2 protein-coding genes and 1 rRNA gene are annotated in these 2,238 nt (G+C 50.4%); all 3 read right to left on the bottom strand.

The window, feature by feature from the left end; all coding sequences use genetic code 11:
• The coding region (locus OSC10802_RS0130585; protein WP_017720583.1) for a transposase at window positions 1-1,091 on the bottom strand (1,091 nt) is incomplete at its 3' end.
• 540 nt (window positions 1,092-1,631) lie between these two features.
• Window positions 1,632-1,859: a hypothetical protein gene (locus tag OSC10802_RS53440; protein WP_026098959.1), complete on the bottom strand. Its 228-nt coding sequence runs from the start codon at window positions 1,857-1,859 to the stop codon at window positions 1,632-1,634.
• A 121-nt stretch (window positions 1,860-1,980) separates the two neighbouring features.
• Window positions 1,981-2,098, bottom strand: a 5S ribosomal RNA gene (gene rrf / locus OSC10802_RS0130570).
• Between the last annotated feature and the right edge of the window lie 140 nt (window positions 2,099-2,238).

The raw sequence follows: 2,238 nt of genomic DNA, 5'->3' as shown, positions 1-2,238 counted from the left end.
TGAAAGCGCCGGCTGTAAAAATTTATTAACTTGTCGTAAGGCAATTCAGGGTCACTGGTAAATAAAATGACGTGGTGGCGAGCATTAGTGCTTTGATGAGTCTTGACCAGAATCACCACATTCAGAGGTTGAGCAAATTCCTTGTGGAGGAGTTGCGCTTGATAGATATCGGTGAGGATTGGCCCATCAATCGCGCTGTTCTTCAGGTATTGAGGGGGCATGTTGCGTAGGTCAAGCTTATCTCCATATTTGCGGCGGCACTTTCGGTCAGGGTCGGGGTTTTGATAGGGGATATAAAGCGCCGAATCGTAACGAAGCTTTGAAATTAGATGTAAATTCAGCCGGCGGGCCATTTGCAGAGATGCATTATTGCCAAAGTGACCGTCCAATAGCAGATAAGTCAGGGGCAGCATACCGCCCAACAGTTTAAGCAATGACTCTATCCAACTTTGGATTTGCAATAATTCACGGATTGGGAGGGACGGCGCTTTTATTTTGATTTTTCCTGCCGGCAGGTCGCCCCCTCGATTTTTAGGTATTGGGTCGGTCGCCGTCGGGACCGTTTGATTTTTACTCCGACTCACCTTGGGTCGTTTGACTTGGCCTTTGGGCGGGCTAGACTCTGTATTTTCAGACCCCTGGCTCAACTTTTCACGCTCGCTCTTGATGACTTGTTCGACCCTTATAGGGAATGAACGTTTTTCCTGAACACTTACTAATGATAGTGTGAAGAAAGATAGCCCGGTTAAGGATTTGCCATACAGACTAGAAAAGAAGCGCTCAAGTCCGTAGGTTTTTTTACCGGCTTTGGTGACGACCACTTCATCTCCTGCCAGAAGATATACTTCAGAACTCCGGTATAAATGCTGGCGAAAAAAGACCCAGAACAGGGTAGCCCAAGGTCGGGCCGTGTGGAAGAATCGTTGGACAGTTCGATAACTCCCACCTGGGCCCGCCCAGCGGGACAGGCTCAGCATGGTCACTCGTCCTGTCATGGCCAACATGGCAAAGGCAATCCGGCTTAGTTGACGCACACTGGTGGCCCCAATCTCTGGTTGCAGGCACTGTAAAAGTGGTAAGATGTCAAGCATGGGCTTTTGTGGAGTTCTCAGTTGTCGTTGTGGTAAACAACAACTGTACTACAAAAGCCCTTTCCTTTTTTGGCGAAGGTATTGTTAAAGAAACCGGGTTTCTCGCCCGTAGTTCATCCAACTGAGAACCGCTATATTATGAAGCGCAAAAAAAGCGAACTCCTTGAAATGGTAGTGCGTGACGTTGAAGTAGAAGCAATACAAGAAGGCTACCAGCCTGTTAGATTGATAGCGAGCCGGGGTAACGTTGAGTGCCGCTATTATAAGGTAAATAATGCCCAAAAGGGTGCGATTTGGGTTGGTGGTGTGGGCGGTGACTGGGATACGCCGGCTAAGGGACTCTACCCCCGGCTTTGCCAGGAGTTGATGGGTGAAGAGATCGCCTCACTTCGAGTGCGATACCGCTATCCCACAATACTCGAAGAAGCAATCCTTGATATTCTGGCGGGTATTAATTATTTGCAGGGAGAGGGCATCAAGGCTGTTGCGCTGACCGGTCACTCTTTTGGCGGCGCTGCTGTCATCTGTGCCGGTGCCAACTCACAGACTGTCCGCACTGTTGTGGCGCTGGCAACGCAAAGCTACGGCGCAGCGATCGCCTCCCAGCTGGCACCGCACTGCTCGCTCCTGCTGCTGCACGGCACCGGTGACGAGGTACTGCCGGTGTACTGTTCCGAGTATGTTTACCAGCTTGCCGGTGAGCCCAAGCGCCTGATTCTCTATCCAGGCGCTACTCACGGTTTGGATGAAGTCGCCGAAGAAATTCACCAAGCAGTTCGCAACTGGGTGATAGAAAAGCTCAGCGAAGTCGCCCAGCGAAGTCGCCCTCCTCTAAACATCACAAAGCCCCTTCTCGCGAAGTGGAGAAGGGGCTTTGTGTTAAATATTACCCTGGCACCGAGCTATTTTCCCAGGCAGTGACCCACCAAGTATCTTCGCCGCAGCAGCGTTTCACCTCCGAGTTCGGGATGGGATCGGTGTGGTTCCACCGCGCCAAAAGCACCAGGAAAAACCGTAGGGTTTACATAACAGAACCCTGAAGACTGCACAGCAACTTATCTTTATATCAAAACATCAATGTTAGAGGTCAAGCCCTCGGTCTGTTAGTACATCTTGGCTTCATACATTACTGCACTTCCACCTGATG

The sequence above is a fragment of the Kamptonema formosum PCC 10802 genome (assembly GCF_000332335.1).
GTDB lineage: Bacteria > Cyanobacteriota > Cyanobacteriia > Cyanobacteriales > Oscillatoriaceae > Oscillatoria.
This window is presented reverse-complemented; position numbering and strand designations above follow the sequence as displayed.